This is a genomic window from Mesorhizobium shangrilense, assembly GCF_040537815.1.
Lineage (GTDB): Bacteria > Pseudomonadota > Alphaproteobacteria > Rhizobiales > Rhizobiaceae > Mesorhizobium > Mesorhizobium shangrilense.
Genome location: NZ_JBEWSZ010000001.1, coordinates 4,388,384 through 4,405,997 on the forward strand (window position 1 = coordinate 4,388,384; position 17,614 = coordinate 4,405,997).

Below are 17,614 nucleotides of genomic sequence, written 5' to 3' on the forward strand. Positions count from 1 at the left end.
CTTTTGGGACGTCGGGGATCAGCACTCCTCGCCGAAGCGGGAGGCGACCAACTGCTCCAACGCGTCGATGACCTGCAGGGCTTCCGGTCCGCTGGCGGTGACGCGGATGGAGTAGCCAGGGCTCGCCGCCAGCATCATGAGCCCCATGATCGAGGTGCCGCCGACCTTGACGCCATCCTTCTCGACATGGACCGAGGCGTTGAAGCCACTGGCAAGCTGAACGAACTTCGCCGAAGCGCGTGCATGCAGGCCGCGCTGGTTGACGATCGGAAAGTCCCGGACGATCTGATCCTTTTCCGGGGATAGCGCGTTCATTTGCTGCTCAAAAGCTGGCTGGCCACGTTGATGTATTTGCGACCCGCCGCCTGCGCCTCGTCAACCGCGGCCATCATGTTGTCGCCCTTGCGGACCGAGGACAGCTTGATCAGCATCGGCAGGTTCATGCCGGCGATGACCTCGGTGCGGCCGGACTCCATCACGGAAATGGCAAGGTTGGAAGGCGTGCCGCCGAACATGTCGGTCAGCACGATGACCCCTGCCCCGGTGTCGACACGGGCCACGGCGTCAACGATGTCGCGGCGACGCTGCTCCATATCGTCGTCGGCACCGATCGCCACGGTCTCGAAATTGTCTTGTGGCCCGACGACATGTTCCACGGCATGTCGGAACTCGGCGGCCAGTTGACCGTGCGTTACGAGCACGAGTCCGATCATTCTTTGGTGGCTCCCGTCATCGCCGCTTCACAGGCGCATTTTATGCTCGCCAGCCATTCCAGGCGGCGGGAGCGCTATCTTGTCGACGCGAGGCGCGTTGACAAGCCCAAAATTGCGAAGGTGCTGGCCATTTTGACGCATTGCAGCAAGAAATCGAAACCGGATCATAAAAAAGGCGAGATCGACAGCCGCGACATCACGGCCGGCAGTGCCGTGGAAACGCTGCGCCGGACAAGATCGATCCGCGGCACCGGACAGCCGGCGATGGGTTCGCTGACCTCCTCTTGAAATCGTTCCATCTCGGCCTCCTCCACCAACCTGATGTGAAGGTCGATGATGCCCGCCGGCTCGAAGGCAAGCGGCCGAGGCCCCAGTCCCGCCACTTCGGCGAGGCCGGCGATCGTGGCCGGCGCCCGGCATAACAGCCGCCCGGCATGACCGGCGACATAGAGCTGATCGTCGCCGATGATGCGTGAGAAGAAACCGCGCCGGGAAAGATGATCGACAAGCGCGAGTGCCAGCGTTGTCTTGCCCGAACCGGATGGCCCGGTGATGAGGACACCGCGCTCGCCGATCAGGATCGCCGTCGCGTGGATGTTTTCGGGCTGCGTGACTTCTGGCTGCGTGACTGGCTCAGGCATTCGGGATCATGGTTTTTGGTGCCCACTTCCCCGGATCATGGTTTTTGGCTGAAGCATGACCTCATCCGAAAACCGGTCCCCACTTTTCGGGATCATGGTTTTTGGCTGAAGCATGATCTCATCCGAAAACCGGTTCCCACTTTTCGGGATCATGCTTCGGCCGGCAGGGTGACAACGAAACGCGCGCCCTTGATCTCACCGGGCTTGGTGCCCGGGATGTTCTCGGCGGTCAGCGTGCCGCCATGGGCCTCGACGATCTGGCGGCTGATCGACAGGCCGAGGCCCGAGTTCTGACCAAAGGCCTCGCCGGCAGGCCGATCCGTATAGAAGCGCTCGAAGATGCGATCGATGTTGTCGGCGCGGATACCGGGTCCATTGTCGTCGATGGTGACGATGTTGAACTTGCCGGCGCGCGCCAGCGACAGGATGATGTGGCCGCGCTCATCGGGAACGAAGGAACGGGCATTCTCGATCAGATTGGTGATCACCTGGCCGATGCGCAGGTCATGGCCGACGACGAAATAGCCTTTGACGCCCTGCGGCAGCTTGGCGACCCTGAGCTCGATCTCGACGGCCTTCTTGTTGCGCGTCGCCTCACGCGAAACGGCGACGAGATCGGTGATGAATTTCTTCAGATCCACCGTGCCAGCGTCTTCACGCGCCAGTTCGGCGTCGAGACGGGAGGCATCGGAGATGTCGGTGATGAGGCGGTCCAGCCGCCTGACATCGTGCTGGATGATCTCCATCAGCCGGCTGCGCGAATTGTCGTTCTTGGCCAGCGGCAAGGTTTCAACCGCGCTGCGCAGCGACGTCAGCGGGTTCTTCAGCTCGTGCGAGACGTCAGCCGCGAAGCTTTCGATCGCTTCGATGCGGGCGTAGAGCGCATTGGTCATGTCGCGCACGGCAATCGACAGATTGCCGATCTCGTCCTGCCGGTCGGAGAAATCCGGGATTTCCTCGCGGCTCTTGACGCCGCGCCGCACCCGCACCGCCGCCGCCGACAGGCGGCGCAGCGGGTTGGCGATGGTGGATGCCAGCAGCATCGACAGGATAGCGGTGACAAGGGCGGCGATGCCGAAGACACGCAGGATCGCCTTGCGCTCGGCGGCGACGATCTTGTCGATGTCGCCGCCTTCGGTCGACAGCATCAGCACGCCGAGGACGGCGCGGAAGCGCTGGATCGGCACGGCCACCGAAACGATCTGCTCGCCCTGCTCGCTGACGCGCACGATGGTCGATGGGCTGCCGGTCAGTGCCTTGACCACCTCCGGGAACGCCGCCCCGTTGCCGCCAGGCTGCTCGTGATAGATGGGCAGTTCGGTGTTGCGGAAGAAATCGAAGATGAATTTCTGGATACGCTCGACCAGATCGGGCTGCTCCTCTTCGACCGGCGGCAGATCGTAGCGAAGGATCTGGCCACGCGAATAGAGATGGCGGGAATCGAGCAGCAGATTGGCGTCACGGTCGTAGATGCGGGCACGCGTGCGCGTCGGCGAGATCAGCCTTCTCAGCACCGGCGCCACCCGCTCCGGATTGATCGGGAAATCCAGATTGTCGAGCTGGTCGGAGCCAGGACCAAGGCTCTCGCCGGCCTGCAGCTCCAGCAGCTTTTCCGGATCGATGCTGATCGAATCCGTCTCGACCGTGGCCGACGCGGCGATGGCGCCGGCGATGATCTCGCCCTGCGTCATCAGGCTTTCGACGCGGGCGTCGATCAGCCCGTCACGGAAGGTGTTGAGGTAGAGAATGCCGATGACAAGGACGGCCAACCCGGCGAGATTGAGGAAGAGGATGCGCCGCGTCAGGCTCGAGAAGATATGATGGCCGAGGAAGCGCCGCATCGGCACCGTGAATTTCGACACGAATGATGGCATGATGCGCGACGGCCGCCTGGCAGCGCCCGCCGGTCTTGTTCGCTGTGCCTCCACTGCCATCGAATAGCAGGCCCTGCCTAGTCTTTATTTCGATGCATATCGTCGTGCGGCATGCATCATGCTTCGCGGAACCGGTATCCGACTCCGTAAAGGGTTTCGATCATCTCGAAGTCGTCATCGACGGCCTTGAACTTCTTGCGCAGCCGCTTGATGTGGCTGTCTATGGTGCGGTCGTCGACATAGACCTGTTCGTCATAAGCCGAATCCATCAGCGCATCACGGCTTTTTACAACACCGGGACGCTGTGCCAGCGAATGCAGGATCAGGAATTCGGTGACGGTAAGCGTCACCGGTTCGCCTTTCCAGGTGCAGGTGTGACGCTCCTGGTCCATGACAAGCTGGCCGCGCTCGAGAGAACGCGCCTGCTGGCTGGGCGCCTTGGCCGCGGCCTCGCGAGCGCTGGCACGGCGCAGCACGGCACGCACGCGCTCGACCAGGAGACGCTGCGAAAAGGGTTTGCGGATGAAATCGTCGGCGCCCATCTTGAGGCCGAAAAGCTCGTCGATCTCATCATCCTTGGACGTCAGGAAGATCACCGGCAGGTCGGATTTCTGGCGCATCCGGCGCAGCAGTTCCATGCCGTCCATGCGTGGCATCTTGATATCGAGGATGGCGAGATTCGGCGGACGCGCCGCCAGTCCTTCCAGCGCTGACGCACCATCCGTGTAGGTTTCGACGCGATAGCCCTCCGATTCGAGAGCGATCGACACCGACGTCAGAATGTTGCGGTCGTCATCGACAAGCGCGATTGTTGCCATTTCAAGCGGCTCCCTCATGAGCTGTCCCTTCTTTCGTCGAGAAGGGGCTTTTGCAGGACAAATTAGGTACAAAATGTGGCATAGGCTTCGACCGCTGTCACGAGCGGCATAGTGGCGACCACAAACGTACCTCTACATGGATTGGACGAATAAACGCCGCCAATCCTTTGGGCAACCACCGGACTTTTTGCACATATAAACGATTTAAACAACTTTCAAATTTTTTAAATCGATTAATGATTTGATATCATTCGACTTTTCTGGTTCTGACCCTCCCAGCCCCGCAGTGGGCTGCCGGGAATTCGCCGGCCACGATGCGGCAAATCGAAGAAGGGACACTTGATGTCGGAAGCCGGCAAACGCAATTTAGCCTGCGCGATCGATCAGATCGGCCTGAAAACCACTGGCGTCGTGCGCTACAATTTCGGCGCGGCCGCGCTTTATGAGGAAGCGATCCGGCGCAACGAGGCCCGGCTGACCGCACAGGGCGCGCTGATGGCCGAAACCGGCCAGCACACCGGCCGCTCGCCGAAGGACAAGTTTGTCGTTCGTGATGAGGCGACCGGCCTGCACGTATGGTGGGACAACAACAAGTCGATCTCGCCGGCCCAGTTCGAAACGCTGCTCGCCGATTTTCGCGCCCACGCGGCGGACAAGGACCTCTATGTGCAGGATCTGATCGGCGGCGCCGACGAGGAGCTGAAGCTGACGACAAGGGTCGTCACGGAACTCGCCTGGCATTCCCTGTTCATCCGCAACCTGCTGATACGTCCGGAAGCCGACGAGCTCGCGCATTTCGTGCCGGAGATGACGATCATCGACCTGCCGTCGTTCCGTGCCGACCCGGCCCGCCACGGCAGCCGCACCGAAACGATCATCGCCGTCGACCTTTCGCGCAAGATCGTGCTGATCGGCGGCACCTCCTATGCCGGCGAGATGAAGAAGTCGGTGTTCACCATGCTCAACTATCTGTTGCCGACGAAGGGCGTGATGCCGATGCATTGCTCGGCCAACGAAGGCGACAATGGCGACGCGGCCATCTTCTTCGGGCTTTCCGGGACCGGCAAGACGACGCTGTCGGCCGATCCATCGCGCACGCTGGTTGGTGACGACGAGCACGGCTGGGGTCCGCACGGCATCTTCAACTTCGAAGGCGGCTGCTACGCCAAGACGATCAAGCTCTCGGCGGAGGCCGAGCCTGAAATCTTCGCCACGACGCAGCGTTTCGGCACGGTGCTGGAAAACGTGATTCTCGACGAGAACCGCGTGCCCGATTTCAACGACGGCCGGCTGACCGAAAACACGCGCTGCGCCTATCCGCTGGACTTCATCCCGAATGCCAGCAAGACGGGACGCGCCAGCCATCCGAAGAACATCATCATGCTAACCGCCGATGCCTTCGGCGTGATGCCGCCGATCGCGCGGCTGACCTCGGCGCAGGCGATGTATCATTTCCTCTCCGGCTACACGGCCAAGGTGGCCGGAACCGAAAAGGGCGTGACCGAGCCTGAAGCGACGTTCTCGACCTGCTTTGGTGCGCCGTTCATGCCGCGCCATCCATCGGAATACGGCAATCTGCTGCGGGAGCTGATTGCCCGCCATGGCGCCGATTGCTGGCTGGTCAATACCGGCTGGACCGGTGGCGCCTACGGGACCGGCAAGCGCATGCCGATCAAGGCGACGCGGGCCCTGCTTGCGGCGGCCCTCGACGGCTCGTTGAAGACGGCGGAGTTCCGCACCGACGCCAATTTCGGTTTCGAAGTGCCGACAGAAGTTCCCGGCGTCGACGGCGCCATCCTCGACCCGCGCTCGACCTGGGCCGACAAGGCAGCCTATGACCGGCAAGCGGCAAGGCTGGCCGGCATGTTCACCGTCAATTTCGGAAAATTCGAAAGCCATGTCGACGCCGCCGTGCTGGGCGCCGCGCCTGGCATGCGGGAGGCCGCCGAGTAACATCCCCCGGCAGTCCGAGGTTCACAGCAAGGCCCGGTTTCGATCGGGCCTTTTCTTTTTCCGGCCGCCGCGCCATGACTGCACCATGAGTGCCGACGATACGATCATCATAGCCAATGGCGCGGTCATCCATCCCGATGACCTGCATGAGGACTTCATCCGCTCGTCGGGTCCGGGCGGCCAGAACGTCAACAAGGTGGCGACGGCCGTGCAACTGCGCTTCGACGCGGCCAATGCGCAGGGCCTGTCGGAGCGCGTGCGCGAGCGGACCATAAAGCTGGCCGGCCAGCGCGCCACCAAGGACGGCGTCATCGTCATCGAAGCCGGGCGCTTCCGCACGCAGGAACAGAACCGCGCGGATGCACGGGCACGGCTTACAGCGCTGGTCGCCAAGGCCGCCGAACCGCCGCCGCCGCCACGCAAGAAGACCAGGCCGTCGAAAGGCGCGGTCGAACGCCGGCTCAAGACGAAGGCCGGGCGCGGCACGATCAAGAAGCTGCGCGGCAAGATCGGCGACGACTGACCGAAGGCTTTTCGGATCGTCGCTCACGCATCATAGTGGCATGCCTGTTCATGCTGCCAACCGGACCATCGCTCAGACCATGCTCGTCTTGCCCAAAGGCGTCCGCCACATGCCAGGTTACCTGCCGCGTGCCGCCCAGGAAGCACTGGTCGAGGATGTAAGACGGGTTGTTCAGGAGGCGCCGCTGTTCGTGCCGGCGATGCCGCGCACCGGCAAGGAGATGAGCGTGCGCATGACCAATTGCGGCGCGCTCGGCTGGGTCACGGACAAGGAGCGGGGCTATCGCTACCAGCCGACGCATCCGCTGACAGGAATGCCCTGGCCGCCGATCCCCGAGGCGCTGCTGGAATTATGGCGGCAGGTGTCGGCCTATCCGCATCCGCCGGAGGCCTGCCTGGTCAATTTCTATACCGAGGATGCCAGGATGGGCCTGCACCAGGACCGCGACGAGACCGATTTCTCCGCGCCCGTCGTCTCGGTGTCGCTGGGTGACGACTGCCTGTTTCGTGTCGGCCAGACGACGCGCGAAGGCGGTACCAAGTCGTTCAAGCTCAAAAGCGGCGATGTCGTGGTGCTCGGCGGCGAAGGGCGCCTCTGCTTCCACGGTGTCGACCGCATCTATCCATCGACTTCCGCCCTGCTCAGGAACGGCGGGCGGATCAATCTGACGCTACGGCGTGTCAATCGTTATGCAATGACTTGAGCGCGGATCGCTCCCATTTCAGAGAAGTTCGTAGCGTTGTTTTAAACAGCTTCTCTTACAGTCCACACTTGGCGGATGATACGGGTGGGAGCAATGAACGCTTACGCGACGAACGCGCGCCGACTGACGATCTGGTTCACGTTGATATCCACGTTCGTGGTGCTGACCCTATTGCCATTCAGCAAGGTCAGCTTCGCCTACCACGACCTCGGGCACCTGAGCTACCTCTTCGCCAGCTTCTTCGCGCTTTCGGTCTACTGCTGGAAACGCAAGATGTTTCGTCTTGCCTCTTCATTGGAGGCGCTCGCAATCGGCGTTTTCATGACGGTTCCCATCCTCATATCGACCTATCTTGCCGCGTCGCTTGATATGCCGCTCATGGATGCTCCGCTGATGCGCGCCGACGCGGCGCTTGGCCTGCATTGGGTCGCCTTCATCCAGTTCGTCGATGCGCATCCGGCCTTCGCCGAGATCCTTGCCAAGGCCTACAGTTCCCTAGGCATTCAGCTGCTGATGCTGCCCTTGATCCTCGGGGCGACTGGTCGCCACGCGCGCACCTATGTGATGATTCTCTCCTATGGCGTGCTCTGCTATGTCTCCAGCTTCATCTCGATCTGGTTCCCCGCGCTCGGGACCTACTCCGTCTACGGCATCATGCAGGAGCAGCTTCACGACATCAACGCATATTACGGTTTCGCCTTCCTCCATGATTTCAATGCGGTTCGCGAACAGGCTGAATTCACCCTGTCTGCCGCCAATGCGTCGGGGATAGTAACGTTCCCCTCCGTTCATGCCGCCTGTGCGCTCCTCTGCGCCTGGGCTGCGTGGGACCTCAAACCGGTGCGTTATCCCCTCATCGCCTGGAATATCCTCATGGGGATTTCAGCGATCTCTCACGCCAATCACTACCTCGTCGACGTGATTGCCGGGGTCGCCATCGGCAGCGTCTCGATCTATCTGGTAAGCGAAGTACTCCACCGGATGCAGCAGGCGCAATGGACTGTCCTGCCGCCGTCCGCCGTCTGGGCGCTGGTCACTTGCGAGAAGCAAAGCGAAAGCAGACCATCGACTCTGCCCTAAGGGAGTTCCCCTTCCAGGGAAGGTCGAGGACGGCTATCGCTCGCACCGCCGCCATGGTCAAAGTTTGCGCAGCGCGACTTCCTCGACCAGATGGTCGGCGCCCTTGCGCAAGATGAGATCGGCGCGCGCGCGCGTCGGCAGGATGTTCTCGCGCAGGTTCTTCAGATTGATGTTGGTCCACAGGCCTTCGGCGATGGCGCGCGCCGAATCCTCCGACAGCTGCGAGTAGCGATGGAAGAAGGAGTCCGGATTGCGGAAAGCGGTTTCGCGCAGCCGCATGAAGCGGGAAATATACCAGTTGTGGATGAGCTTCTCGTCGGCATCGATATAGATGGCGAAGTCGAAGAAGTCCGACAGGAAAGGGACGATCTTGCCGTCGTGCGGCAGCTTGCCCGGCTGCAGGACATTGATGCCTTCGAAGATCAGGATATCCGGCCGGTCGATGGTGACGAACTCGCCGGGAATGACGTCATAGGTGAGATGCGAATAGACCGGAGCGCTGACACTGCTCTGCGCCGATTTGATGCCAGACAGAAAGCGCAGCAGCGCACCGACATCGTAGCTGTCGGGAAAGCCCTTGCGTTCCATCAGGTTTTCGCGGCGCAGGACCTCGTTGGGAAGCAGAAAGCCGTCGGTGGTGATGAGATCGACCTTGGGGCTCGACGGCCAGCGCGCCAGCAATTCCTTCAGCACGCGCGCCGTGGTCGACTTGCCGACGGCAACCGAGCCGGCGATGCCGATGATGAAGGGCGTCTTGACGATATCGACGGCGTTGAAGAAGGCCTGGCGCTGCCGGAACAGAAGCTGGCTCGCCTCGACATGGGCGGACAGGAGCCGCGACAGCGACAGATAGATGCGCTTGACCTCCTCGAGGTCGACAGGGTCGTTGAGCGACCGCAAGCGGCGGAATTCGTCCTCGCTCAACGTGAGCGGCGTATCGGCACGGAAGTGCGACCACTGCTCGGCCGAGAAGAAACGAAAGGGCGAATATTTCTCGGTGGGAGCGAGCTGGTCCATCGAGTCTTCTACCTCCCGTGATCAGCCCTGCGGCCGGGATGCCTTTTCGGCGATGCCCGAACGCCCGGTACGGCCTTCAAGCTCCTTGAGCACATCGCTCAACGGAATGCCCGCTATGCCGAGAACGACGAGCCAATGATATATAAGATCGGCGCTTTCCGAAACGAGGCCCTGCTTGTCGCCCTTGACGGCGGCAATCACGGTCTCGACCGCCTCTTCACCGAGCTTCTGGGCCGCCTTGTCGATGCCGCGCGCGAACAGCTTTGCCGTCCACGAGTCCGGGTCGCCGGAATGCGCGCGTTCCCCAACGATTTTTTCCAGATCGGAGAGCGAAAACTCGGTCATAGCGTCATCTATATGCTTGTTTAAGCATGATCTTTTCCGAAAACCGGTTCCCACTTTTCGGGATCATGCTTTAAGACCGATTACCCAGCGAGTCCAGCCGCATCGGCAGCCCGGCCTCGGCCATATGCGCCTTGGCTTGCGCTATGGTGTAGGTGCCGAAATGGAAGATGGAGGCCGCCAGAACCGCGCCAGCATGACCGTCGCGGATGCCTTCGACCATGTGATCGAGTGTACCGACACCGCCGGACGCGATGACCGGGACGCGCACCGCATCGGCGACCGCGCGGGTCAGCGCAATGTCGTAGCCGGCCTTGGTGCCGTCGCGGTCCATCGACGTCAAAAGGATTTCGCCGGCGCCGCGATCGACCATTTTTCGGGCGAACTCGACCGCGTCGATGCCGGTCTTCTCACGTCCGCCATGGGTGAAGATCTCCCAGCGGTCGGCCTCGCCGGCGCCAGACACTTTCTTGGCGTCGATGGCGACGACGATGCACTGGTTGCCGAACTTGTCGGCGGCTTCGGCGACGAAATCCGGATTCTTCACCGCCGCGGTGTTGATCGAGACCTTGTCGGCGCCGGCCAGCAGCAGCCTCCTGATGTCGGCGACCTGGCGCACGCCACCGCCTACGGTCAGCGGCATGAAGCATTGCTCCGCCGTGCGCGCGACGACATCGAAAATGGTTTCACGATTGTCCGACGAAGCGGTGATGTCGAGAAAGCAGAGTTCATCGGCGCCAGCGGCGTCATAGGCCTTGGCCGCCTCGACGGGATCACCGGCATCGATCAGATCGACGAAATTGACACCCTTGACGACGCGGCCGTTCTTGACGTCGAGACAAGGGATGACGCGAGCCTTCAACATCACCGGGCCTCTATGGTCGTGAGGAGATCGTTCAGCAACTGACCGACCAGCGGCGGAACATCCGCCTGCGCGTCGAATGCCGGGTCGTAGGCGGAGATGGTGATGCCAACCAGCGGCGCCGAAAGCGCCATGCCGCAAACCGCCTGGCGCAACTGGTCCGGGGCCGGGCCACCCGGATCCGCGTAGCGGTTGGCCTGGAGTTTTTCGGGGTCATGGACATCGAGGTCGATATGTAGGTGCACCCGTTTCGCGCCCGCGGCCGTCAGCCTTTCGGCCGAGCTTGCCGCATTGGGGCACTCCGTGCGGACGACCGGCAAGCTCTCCAGCAACTGCGTCTCCGCCGGGTCGAGGTCGCGCGCATTGACGAGCACGCAACGCGAAGGGTCGATCGGCTGGAAGCCGGGAATGGCCTTGGCCATTGGCCGCCAGCACAGGCCCAGAACGGTCGCCAGCGCCATGCCGTTGAGAAAGCCGGTTGTGGATGTCTCCGGCGTGTTGAGGTCGCCATGCTGGTCGGCCCAGATGATGCCGTCCGCGCCTCCACCCGCCACCGCACCGGCTGATGTCAGGCAATTGCCCGCGAGAACGATGGGAAACCGGCCTCTGTCTCGGGCAATACGGACCTCGCCCGACACCGCATTGCAGACCGCGAAGCCAGTGGCGATCTCGCGCTCCTGCCCGTCGCCCAACCGGCCGATATCCCCGACGGAAACTTCGTGTCCGGCAAGCGTCAAGGCTTCGACCAGCCCGCCGGCGATGAGCGCATCCGGGCCTTGGCCGCAGCCGCCGTGATAGTGGCCGCTGTCATAGGACGCCAGGATAATCGAGATTTTCACGCTGTCGTCTCCGCCCCGGGCCTGCCGCGCAGGATCGCCAGCGCCTCGGTCGGATCGATGCGCCCGTCATAGAGTGCGCGGCCGGAGATCGCACCTTCGAGCTTCCAGGCATCGGGCATGGTCATGCGCACGATGTCGGCGATCGAGGCGAGCCCGCCGGAAGCGATGACCGGGATCGACACCGCCTCGGCGAGGTCGATGGTGGCATCCCAGTTGATGCCGGTCAGCACGCCATCGCGGTCGATGTCGGTGTAGATGATCGCGGCGACTCCGGCGCCCTCGAATTTTTTCGCCAGTTCGATGACGCCGAGGCTGGACGCCTCGGCCCAGCCCTCGACGGCGACCTTGCCGCCCTTGGCGTCGATGCCGACGGCGATCTTGCCGGGGAATGCCTTGCAGGCCTGCTTGACCAGGTCGGGATCGCGCACGGCGACCGTGCCCAGTATGACGCGCGCAAGCCCACGATCGAGCCAGTCCTCGATCTGCGGCAGAGTGCGGATGCCGCCGCCAAGCTGCACCGGATTCTTCGTCGTCTTGAGGATGGCGCCGACCGCCGCGCTGTTGACGCTCTGGCCCTGGAACGCGCCGTTGAGGTCAACAACATGCAACCACTCGAAGCCTTGTTCCTCGAAGGCCTGGGCCTGGGCTGCTGGATCCTCGTTGTAGATGGTCGCGGTGGCCATGTCGCCGTGCTTCAGCCGCACGCACTGGCCGTCCTTGAGGTCTATCGCTGGAAAAAGGATCATCCGTTCAGGCACCCTCGACGATGACGAAATGGCCGGTCGAGGCGGCAAGCCGGAACTGCGAAGCATGCCGGTATTCAGGCGAATGATAGCATTCGACCGCCTTGCCGTAGGATTCGAACTCGACCAGCACGTGGCGATTGCCGGTCTGCCCCTCCGGATTTTCATGACGGCCGGCCCGCACGGCAAACTTGGCGCCATACTTCGCAAACGCCACCGCGTTCGCCTCGATATACTGCTTGTAGATTTCGGGATCGCGGACATCGATCATCGCCATCCAATAGCCTTTCTTGCTCATGGTAAGTCCCCTTGTTCGACCATGATCTCTGGACAAACGGGAAAACCGTTCGTCCGAGAAAACCGGGATCCACTTTTCGGGATCATGCTCTAGGGCCTCCAGCGCAGGAAATTGGTGATCAGCGCCAGGCCCAACGTCTGGCTCTTTTCGGGATGGAACTGCGTGCCGGCAAGGTTGTCGCGGGTGACAGCGGCCGTCACCGGGCCGCCATAGTCGGCCACCGCCAGCACCTCTTCGGGCTTCAGCGCATCCAGATGGTAGGAATGGACAAAATAGGCGTGCAATCCGCTTGCACCAGTGGGAATGCCGGAAAACAGTGGATGTTTCCGATTGAGCTCGATCGTATTCCAGCCGATCTGGGGGATCTTCAGCGCCGGGTCGACCGGCGTGATCTCCTTGACGTCGCCGGCAATCCAGCCAAGGCCGTTGGTGATCGTCTTTTCCAGGCCACGCTGCGACATCAGCTGCATGCCGACGCAAATGCCTAGGAAAGGCCTCCCCTTGGTGATAGCGACTTCCTCGACCGCGTCCCACATGCCGTCGACGGCGCGCAAGCCAGCCGCGCAGTCGGCATAGGCGCCGACGCCGGGCAGGACGATGCGGTCGGCGGTTCTGACGCGCTCGGCATCGGCGGTCAGCTCGATCGTGGCGGCGATGCCGGCTTCGCGCGCGGCGCGCTCGAAGGCCTTGGTGGCCGAGCGAAGATTGCCCGAACCATAGTCGATGATGGCAACCCGCATCTCAGTGTTTTCCCGGTGTGTGGGTCAGCCCGAGGGCCATGCCCATCTGCGTGGGACGCGCCAGGGCGGCATCCGGAACGATCCGTTGCGCCGGCGCCCGCGCTTCCGCCGGGGTGTCGGTTTCCAGCGTATAGCGCGTGTCGGCGTCATCGAGCCCGCCGGCGGCGACCACGCCCCATTCATGCCAGCCGCGGCGGCGAAGCGAGGCGATCCGCAGGCCCTGCCCCTCCAGGCCGACATAGAACGACACAAGCAGCGACAGCAGTGAACCGGCCAGCCCGAGGCCAAGCCTTTCGCCGAGCATCGAAAGAAGGCCCATGACGACAAAAATCAGCCCCGCTTCGACCCACAGTCTGTGCCAGGCGAGCCAGAGCGGCGGCACCAGGAAACCGAGCCAGGTGAAGCCATCGCGAACAAAGGTGGTCGTGTCGACCTTTTCGCTACGGCCCGGCGGCTCCATGACGACATAGCTGGCCATGGTCTATCCCTTCAGAGAGCCCTTGGTGGAGGGAACCGCGTCGGGCTGGCGCGGATCGCGTTCGAGGGCGGCGCGCAGCGCCCGCGCAACCGCCTTGAAGCAGGTCTCGGCGATGTGGTGATTGTTGGCGCCATAGTGGTTGGTCACATGCAAGGTGATGCCGGCATGCTGCGACAGCGCCTGGAAGAATTCGCGCACCAGCTCGGTGTCGAACGTGCCGATCTTCGGCGACGAGAACGATACATTCCAGACCAGGAAGGGGCGGCCGGAGACGTCGACCGCCGCCCGCGTCAGCGTCTCGTCCATGGCAAGGTCGATCGAGGCATAGCGCATGATGCCGCGCCGCTCACCCAGCGCCTTGGTCAACGCCTGGCCGAGCACAATGCCGGTGTCCTCGACCGTGTGGTGGTCGTCGATATGCAGGTCGCCCTTGGCCCTGACGGTCATGTCGATCAACGAATGACGCGACAGCTGGTCGAGCATATGGTCGAAGAAGCCGACGCCGGTCGCCATGTCGGACTTGCCCGATCCGTCGACATGGACCGACACGGAGATATCGGTTTCCCTGGTCTTGCGGCTGACTTCGGCGGAACGGGGCGACATGACCTTGTCCTTGTCCCAGAGTTTCAGGGCTTCAAGCGTTTCGGAGCTTCAAGCGTTTCAGGGCTTCAAGCGTTCCATGCTTGAAAACGAGAGCCTTCTAGCAGCATGATCCGGCGATTGCCAGTTGCCATGCCGGGCGGTATCGAGCCCTGGGCAAGGCCGTTTGCAATCGCTGGTCCCATGCATACATATGGCCGATCAAAGTCACTCGTAACGCGTCAATCGCCTCCCTGGGATTGATGCTAGTCGGAGCCAATAGATGTCGAATGAACTGACCATGCACGCCACGACCATCGTGACGGTGCGCAAGGGCGGCAAGGTGGTGATCGCCGGCGACGGCCAGGTGAGTCTCGGCCAGACCATCATGAAAGGCAACGCCAGGAAAGTGCGCCGCATCGGCAAGGGCGGCAATGTCATCGCCGGTTTCGCGGGCGCCACAGCGGACGCCTTCACCCTTCTGGAACGTCTTGAGGCCAAGCTCGAACAGTATCCCGACCAGCTGACGCGCGCCTGCGTCGAGCTTGCCAAGGACTGGCGCACCGACCGCTACCTGCGCCGGCTGGAGGCGATGATGCTGGTTGCCGACAAGTCGGTTTCGCTGGCGCTGACCGGCAATGGCGACGTGCTTGAGCCCGAACACGGCGTGATGGCCATCGGCTCGGGCGGCAACTACGCGCTTGCCGCCGCACGCGCCCTGATGGACACCGACAAGGATGCCGAGGAGATCGCCCGCAGGGCGATGCAGATCGCATCGGATATCTGCGTCTACACCAACAACAATTTCGTCGTCGAAACGATCGATGCCGCCTGAAGCGGTCGGCCATGCTCCCGAAAAATGGAAGCCGGTTTTCGGAAGAGACCATGGCCCAGCCAGACCATAACTACGATTTTCGGCCGGTGACCAAAAGGGACCTGCCGATGATCGCGGCGTGGCTGGCCGAGCCGCATGTCGCCGAATGGTGGGACGATCCGGAGACGGAGATCGCCCGGATCCGCGAGCATATCGACAGCATCTCGGTCGAGCCGCTGATCGTCGAACTCGACGGCAAGCCGATCGCCTATCTACAGAGCTATGACCCGCACATGGAGGACGGCCATCCCTATGCCGACCAGCCTTTCGGTACGCTGGGAATAGATCTGTCGATCGGCCGGCCGGAGCTGGTCGGCCTCGGGCACGGGCCGGCGATTATCAGCCAATTCGTCGAGGAGCTGTTCGAGGAAGGCGCGCCGCGTGTGATCATCGATCCGGACCCCGCCAATGGGCGAGCCATCCGCGCCTATGAAAAGGCGGGTTTCCGGGCCATTGATCGAAGGCAATCGGTCTATGGCGATGTCGTGCTGATGGCAATCGATGCCGAGGACGACGCGCAAGAGGGGGAATAACGGGCATGAAAGCAGCGGGCGAGGACCTTTCGGCCTATGAAAACAGCTGGCGCATGGGCCTGCTGATCGTTACCGGCCTGATCCTTTTCCAGGCCGTAGCGCTCTACCTCATGGGCCACCCGCCGATCTGCACCTGTGGCTACGTCAAGCTCTGGCACGGCGTGGTGAACAGCTCGGAGAACTCCCAGCACATTACGGACTGGTACACCTTCTCGCACATCATCCACGGCTTCCTGTTCTATGCCCTGGCCCGGTACCTGTTCCCCAACTCGCCGATCGGGCTGAGGCTGGCATTCGCGGTCGCGATAGAGGGCGGCTGGGAACTGCTGGAGAACAGCCCGTTCATCATCGAGCGCTACCGCGCCGGCACGATCTCGCTGGATTACTATGGCGACAGCATCATCAATTCGGTGTCCGACACGCTGGCCATGGTGCTGGGATTTGTGATGGCGCGAAGGCTACCTATATGGGTGATCGTCAGCCTCGCCATCCTCTTCGAACTGGGTACCGGTTATCTGATCCGGGACAATCTGACACTCAACGTGATCATGCTGCTGCATCCGTTCGAGGCCATCAAGCAGTGGCAAAGTGGAATTTAGTGATATGAGCACATTCTCCCCCCGCGAAATCGTTTCGGAACTCGACCGCTTCATCATCGGCCAGAAGGACGCCAAGCGCGCCGTGGCCATCGCCTTGCGCAACCGCTGGCGTCGCCAGCAGCTGGAAGGCCAGATGCGCGAAGAGGTGATGCCGAAGAACATCCTGATGATCGGCCCGACGGGCGTCGGCAAGACCGAAATATCGCGCCGCCTGGCGCGGCTTGCCGGAGCACCCTTCGTCAAGGTCGAGGCGACCAAGTTCACCGAAGTCGGCTATGTCGGCCGCGACGTCGAGCAGATCATCCGCGATCTCGTCGAGATCGCCATTGGCCTGGTACGCGAGAAGATGCGCGAGGACGTCAAGGCACGCGCCCACATCAACGCCGAGGAACGCGTGCTGGAAGCGCTCGTCGGCAAGACGGCGAGCCCGGCGACGCGCGATAGCTTCCGCAAGAAGCTGCGCGACGGCGAACTCGACGACAAGGAGATCGAGATCGAGGTGGCCGATACCGGCAATGGCGGCATGCCCGGCTTCGAGATCCCCGGCATGCCGGGCGCCAATATCGGCGTGCTCAACATCAACGACATGCTGTCGAAGGCGATGGGCGGCAAGAAGACCAAGTCGCGCAAGACGACGGTGAAGGAATCCTACGCGCTGCTGGTTGGCGACGAATCCGACAAGCTGCTCGACCAGGACGAGGTCGTGCGCCGGGCACTGGACGCCACGGAGAATGACGGCATCGTCTTCCTCGACGAGATCGACAAGATCGCGTCGCGTGAAGGCGGCATGGGCGCCGGCGTTTCTCGCGAAGGCGTGCAGCGCGACCTGCTGCCGCTGATCGAAGGCACCACGGTGGCAACCAAGTACGGACCGTTGAAGACGGACCACATCCTGTTTATCGCCTCCGGCGCGTTCCATGTGTCGAAGCCATCCGACCTGCTGCCCGAGCTGCAGGGACGCCTGCCGATCCGCGTCGAGTTGCGCGCGCTGGAGAAGGACGATTTCGTCCGCATCCTGACCGAGACCGAGGCGAGCCTGATCAAGCAGTATATCGCGCTGATGAAGACCGAGGGCGTCGATCTGACCTTCACCGATGATGCCATCGATTCGCTCGCCGGCATCGCCGTCGACCTCAACGCCAGCGTCGAGAATATCGGGGCCCGGCGGCTGCAGACGGTGATGGAGCGGGTGCTGGACGAGATCTCCTACGACGCGCCCGACCGCAATGGCACCTCTGTCACCATCGACGCCGCCTATGTGGAAAAGCATGTCGGCGACCTGTCGCGAAACACCGACCTGTCGCGATTCATTCTGTAAAGGACGGCAGAATTGCAGCGCCGGGCTTGTTCCGGCGCTGCCGATAGATGTGTGGCCAAATGGAAGCAACTGGCCAGCTTTTGCCTT

22 protein-coding genes are annotated in these 17,614 nt (G+C 62.4%); 8 read left to right on the top strand and 14 right to left on the bottom strand.

Annotated features, from left to right (window positions below):
• Positions 1-18 precede the first annotated feature (18 nt).
• The 5 genes from ABVQ20_RS21195 to ABVQ20_RS21215 all read right to left on the bottom strand — a co-directional run bounded on the left by ABVQ20_RS21195 (position 19) and on the right by ABVQ20_RS21215 (position 4,046).
• Entirely contained in the window at positions 19-315 is a 297-nt protein-coding gene (locus tag ABVQ20_RS21195) for an HPr family phosphocarrier protein (RefSeq protein ID WP_227343832.1), read from the bottom strand.
• Complete coding sequence (locus ABVQ20_RS21200) at positions 312-713, bottom strand: PTS sugar transporter subunit IIA (protein WP_354461424.1); 402 nt, start codon at positions 711-713, stop codon at positions 312-314. Before ABVQ20_RS21200 ends, ABVQ20_RS21195 begins: the two co-directional genes overlap by 4 nt.
• Positions 714-877: 164 nt before the next feature.
• On the bottom strand, positions 878-1,354 hold the full coding sequence (locus tag ABVQ20_RS21205) for an HPr kinase/phosphorylase (protein ID WP_354461425.1): 477 nt from the start codon (positions 1,352-1,354) through the stop codon (positions 878-880).
• 149 nt (positions 1,355-1,503) lie between these two features.
• A complete protein-coding gene (locus ABVQ20_RS21210; RefSeq protein ID WP_354461426.1) occupies positions 1,504-3,288 on the bottom strand; it encodes a sensor histidine kinase in 1,785 nt (594 codons plus the stop codon).
• Between the two features lie 56 nt (positions 3,289-3,344).
• Positions 3,345-4,046 (bottom strand): response regulator transcription factor, encoded by a 702-nt coding sequence (locus tag ABVQ20_RS21215; protein ID WP_010912942.1) that lies wholly within the window; start codon positions 4,044-4,046, stop codon positions 3,345-3,347.
• 342 nt (positions 4,047-4,388) lie between these two features.
• On the opposite strand from ABVQ20_RS21215, the gene ABVQ20_RS21220 reads away from it, so the two are divergent.
• The 4 genes from ABVQ20_RS21220 to ABVQ20_RS21235 all read left to right on the top strand — a co-directional run bounded on the left by ABVQ20_RS21220 (position 4,389) and on the right by ABVQ20_RS21235 (position 8,305).
• The gene (locus ABVQ20_RS21220; protein ID WP_354461427.1) at positions 4,389-5,999 is read left to right on the top strand and encodes a phosphoenolpyruvate carboxykinase; all 1,611 of its coding nucleotides are present in this window, start codon (positions 4,389-4,391) and stop codon (positions 5,997-5,999) included.
• Positions 6,000-6,084: 85 nt separating this feature from the next.
• Complete coding sequence (gene arfB / locus ABVQ20_RS21225) at positions 6,085-6,522, top strand: alternative ribosome rescue aminoacyl-tRNA hydrolase ArfB (protein WP_354461428.1); 438 nt, start codon at positions 6,085-6,087, stop codon at positions 6,520-6,522.
• Positions 6,523-6,601: 79 nt separating this feature from the next.
• Positions 6,602-7,225: an alpha-ketoglutarate-dependent dioxygenase AlkB family protein gene (locus ABVQ20_RS21230; protein WP_354462241.1), complete on the top strand. Its 624-nt coding sequence runs from the start codon at positions 6,602-6,604 to the stop codon at positions 7,223-7,225.
• Positions 7,226-7,318: 93 nt separating this feature from the next.
• On the top strand, positions 7,319-8,305 hold the full coding sequence (locus ABVQ20_RS21235; protein ID WP_354461429.1) for a phosphatase PAP2 family protein: 987 nt from the start codon (positions 7,319-7,321) through the stop codon (positions 8,303-8,305).
• Between the two features lie 57 nt (positions 8,306-8,362).
• Here ABVQ20_RS21235 and coaA read toward each other — a convergent pair whose 3' ends face one another.
• From coaA to hisB, 9 genes are all read right to left on the bottom strand, one after another.
• Complete coding sequence (gene coaA / locus ABVQ20_RS21240; RefSeq protein ID WP_354461430.1) at positions 8,363-9,322, bottom strand: type I pantothenate kinase; 960 nt, start codon at positions 9,320-9,322, stop codon at positions 8,363-8,365.
• A 21-nt stretch (positions 9,323-9,343) separates the two neighbouring features.
• Entirely contained in the window at positions 9,344-9,667 is a 324-nt protein-coding gene (locus ABVQ20_RS21245; RefSeq protein WP_354461431.1) for a phosphoribosyl-ATP diphosphatase, read from the bottom strand.
• Between the two features lie 70 nt (positions 9,668-9,737).
• Positions 9,738-10,532, bottom strand: coding sequence for an imidazole glycerol phosphate synthase subunit HisF (gene hisF, locus ABVQ20_RS21250; RefSeq protein WP_354461432.1), 795 nt, complete (start codon positions 10,530-10,532; stop codon positions 9,738-9,740).
• Positions 10,529-11,365, bottom strand: a complete 837-nt coding sequence (locus tag ABVQ20_RS21255) for an arginase family protein (protein ID WP_354461433.1) — start codon at positions 11,363-11,365, stop codon at positions 10,529-10,531. The genes hisF and ABVQ20_RS21255 overlap by 4 nt, the downstream gene beginning before the upstream one ends.
• Positions 11,362-12,111 carry a 1-(5-phosphoribosyl)-5-[(5-phosphoribosylamino)methylideneamino]imidazole-4-carboxamide isomerase gene (hisA, locus tag ABVQ20_RS21260; RefSeq protein ID WP_354461434.1) on the bottom strand — a complete coding sequence of 250 codons (750 nt, stop codon included), beginning with the start codon at positions 12,109-12,111 and terminating at the stop codon, positions 11,362-11,364. Before hisA ends, ABVQ20_RS21255 begins: the two co-directional genes overlap by 4 nt.
• Before the next feature lie 4 nt (positions 12,112-12,115).
• Positions 12,116-12,406, bottom strand: coding sequence for a DUF1330 domain-containing protein (locus ABVQ20_RS21265; RefSeq protein WP_354461435.1), 291 nt, complete (start codon positions 12,404-12,406; stop codon positions 12,116-12,118).
• 89 nt (positions 12,407-12,495) lie between these two features.
• Positions 12,496-13,146: an imidazole glycerol phosphate synthase subunit HisH gene (hisH, locus tag ABVQ20_RS21270; RefSeq protein WP_354461436.1), complete on the bottom strand. Its 651-nt coding sequence runs from the start codon at positions 13,144-13,146 to the stop codon at positions 12,496-12,498.
• 1 nt (position 13,147) lies between these two features.
• Positions 13,148-13,624 carry a DUF2628 domain-containing protein gene (locus ABVQ20_RS21275; RefSeq protein WP_354461437.1) on the bottom strand — a complete coding sequence of 159 codons (477 nt, stop codon included), beginning with the start codon at positions 13,622-13,624 and terminating at the stop codon, positions 13,148-13,150.
• 3 nt (positions 13,625-13,627) lie between these two features.
• Entirely contained in the window at positions 13,628-14,227 is a 600-nt protein-coding gene (gene hisB, locus ABVQ20_RS21280) for an imidazoleglycerol-phosphate dehydratase HisB (protein WP_354461438.1), read from the bottom strand.
• A 259-nt stretch (positions 14,228-14,486) separates the two neighbouring features.
• Here hisB and hslV point away from each other — a divergent pair, with 259 nt between their 5' ends.
• Genes hslV through hslU form a run of 4 tightly spaced genes read left to right on the top strand, consistent with a single transcriptional unit; the run spans position 14,487 to position 17,527 of the window.
• A complete protein-coding gene (gene hslV / locus ABVQ20_RS21285) occupies positions 14,487-15,038 on the top strand; it encodes an ATP-dependent protease subunit HslV (protein ID WP_354461439.1) in 552 nt (183 codons plus the stop codon).
• A gap of 50 nt (positions 15,039-15,088) precedes the next feature.
• Positions 15,089-15,610, top strand: a complete 522-nt coding sequence (locus ABVQ20_RS21290; protein ID WP_354461440.1) for a GNAT family N-acetyltransferase — start codon at positions 15,089-15,091, stop codon at positions 15,608-15,610.
• Positions 15,611-15,615: 5 nt separating this feature from the next.
• Entirely contained in the window at positions 15,616-16,209 is a 594-nt protein-coding gene (locus tag ABVQ20_RS21295) for a DUF2585 domain-containing protein (RefSeq protein WP_354461441.1), read from the top strand.
• 4 nt (positions 16,210-16,213) lie between these two features.
• Positions 16,214-17,527: an ATP-dependent protease ATPase subunit HslU gene (hslU, locus tag ABVQ20_RS21300; protein WP_354461442.1), complete on the top strand. Its 1,314-nt coding sequence runs from the start codon at positions 16,214-16,216 to the stop codon at positions 17,525-17,527.
• Positions 17,528-17,614 lie beyond the last annotated feature (87 nt).

Bases quoted from the DNA above. Each gene is read 5' to 3' on its own strand.
- hisA (WP_354461434.1), bottom strand. From the start codon at position 12,111: ATGATCCTTTTTCCAGCGATAGACCTCAAGGACGGCCAGTGCGTGCGG.
- ABVQ20_RS21195 (WP_227343832.1), bottom strand. From the start codon at position 315: ATGAACGCGCTATCCCCGGAAAAGGATCAGATCGTCCGGGACTTTCCG.
- ABVQ20_RS21275 (WP_354461437.1), bottom strand. From the start codon at position 13,624: ATGGCCAGCTATGTCGTCATGGAGCCGCCGGGCCGTAGCGAAAAGGTC.
- ABVQ20_RS21295 (WP_354461441.1), top strand. From the start codon at position 15,616: ATGAAAGCAGCGGGCGAGGACCTTTCGGCCTATGAAAACAGCTGGCGC.
- arfB (WP_354461428.1), top strand. From the start codon at position 6,085: ATGAGTGCCGACGATACGATCATCATAGCCAATGGCGCGGTCATCCAT.
- ABVQ20_RS21290 (WP_354461440.1), top strand. From the start codon at position 15,089: ATGGCCCAGCCAGACCATAACTACGATTTTCGGCCGGTGACCAAAAGG.
- hisB (WP_354461438.1), bottom strand. From the start codon at position 14,227: ATGTCGCCCCGTTCCGCCGAAGTCAGCCGCAAGACCAGGGAAACCGAT.
- ABVQ20_RS21245 (WP_354461431.1), bottom strand. From the start codon at position 9,667: ATGACCGAGTTTTCGCTCTCCGATCTGGAAAAAATCGTTGGGGAACGC.
- ABVQ20_RS21230 (WP_354462241.1), top strand. From the start codon at position 6,602: ATGCTCGTCTTGCCCAAAGGCGTCCGCCACATGCCAGGTTACCTGCCG.
- hslU (WP_354461442.1), top strand. From the start codon at position 16,214: ATGAGCACATTCTCCCCCCGCGAAATCGTTTCGGAACTCGACCGCTTC.
- ABVQ20_RS21235 (WP_354461429.1), top strand. From the start codon at position 7,319: ATGAACGCTTACGCGACGAACGCGCGCCGACTGACGATCTGGTTCACG.
- ABVQ20_RS21215 (WP_010912942.1), bottom strand. From the start codon at position 4,046: ATGGCAACAATCGCGCTTGTCGATGACGACCGCAACATTCTGACGTCG.
- ABVQ20_RS21210 (WP_354461426.1), bottom strand. From the start codon at position 3,288: ATGGCAGTGGAGGCACAGCGAACAAGACCGGCGGGCGCTGCCAGGCGG.
- coaA (WP_354461430.1), bottom strand. From the start codon at position 9,322: ATGGACCAGCTCGCTCCCACCGAGAAATATTCGCCCTTTCGTTTCTTC.
- ABVQ20_RS21220 (WP_354461427.1), top strand. From the start codon at position 4,389: ATGTCGGAAGCCGGCAAACGCAATTTAGCCTGCGCGATCGATCAGATC.
- hisH (WP_354461436.1), bottom strand. From the start codon at position 13,146: ATGCGGGTTGCCATCATCGACTATGGTTCGGGCAATCTTCGCTCGGCC.
- ABVQ20_RS21205 (WP_354461425.1), bottom strand. From the start codon at position 1,354: ATGCCTGAGCCAGTCACGCAGCCAGAAGTCACGCAGCCCGAAAACATC.
- ABVQ20_RS21200 (WP_354461424.1), bottom strand. From the start codon at position 713: ATGATCGGACTCGTGCTCGTAACGCACGGTCAACTGGCCGCCGAGTTC.
- hslV (WP_354461439.1), top strand. From the start codon at position 14,487: ATGTCGAATGAACTGACCATGCACGCCACGACCATCGTGACGGTGCGC.
- ABVQ20_RS21265 (WP_354461435.1), bottom strand. From the start codon at position 12,406: ATGAGCAAGAAAGGCTATTGGATGGCGATGATCGATGTCCGCGATCCC.